This window comes from Streptomyces sp. AC627_RSS907, from assembly GCF_019049165.1.
Genome location: NZ_JAGMUE010001304.1, coordinates 1 through 693, shown reverse-complemented (window position 1 = coordinate 693; position 693 = coordinate 1). Strand labels below are relative to the sequence as shown.

Below are 693 nucleotides of genomic sequence, written 5' to 3'. Positions count from 1 at the left end.
AGGTCGGAGCCGGTGAGCGCGCCGGCCCGGTCCCAGCGGGTGGCCACCCGGCGGGCCGCGGCGGCCACCGGGCGGCGGCCCAGCGCTCCGTCGCCGTCGGCGATGTGGTCCCGGACCTTCGCCGAGGCCAGCACGAGGGAGACGGCGGCGGCCAGTCGGGCGCCCTCGCCGCGCGCGACGGGCGCGGTGCGCATGCCGCGCAGCGGGCAGGGGCCGGCGGTGCGCCGCCCGGCCGCGCGGGTGGCCTCCGGCGACTGGGCCTCCACCAGGACGGAAATAATCAGGCCGTCATAGTTGGTGGCAACTCGGGCGAACTGGCCGTGGTCGGCCCGTAGCGCCAGGCACAGCCCGCACAGATGTGCCATCCAGTCGGTGCGGAGACGATCCGACAAGCGATGCCGACATGGTCGGACAATCCCAAACAAAGCTTCCTCGTTCCCCCGTACGCCGCGTGGCGTCACTCATTTAGCCGGCGAGTCTAACTACCATGCCGTCAGGCCCCCTGCAGGGGAGGAACTCTGATTCCTGGGCATGCGTTGTGCACCAGTACCGTCACGAATCCCCTGTGCGGCGGCAATCCGCTTGGCACATCATCTACAACATGGCCGACCATAGAGGAGCGGACAGTACCCACCGCACGTGAGAGGAGGCGTCCATGGGATCGGTGCGCAAGGCGAGTGCTTGGCTTGGCCT

General features: G+C 70.1%; 1 protein-coding gene. It reads right to left on the bottom strand.

What is annotated here, in order from left to right; all coding sequences use genetic code 11:
• Positions 1-425 (bottom strand): DUF5685 family protein (locus KUM32_RS41615; RefSeq protein ID WP_254406808.1); only part of this gene is annotated, 425 nt, incomplete at its 3' end.
• Between the last annotated feature and the right edge of the window lie 268 nt (positions 426-693).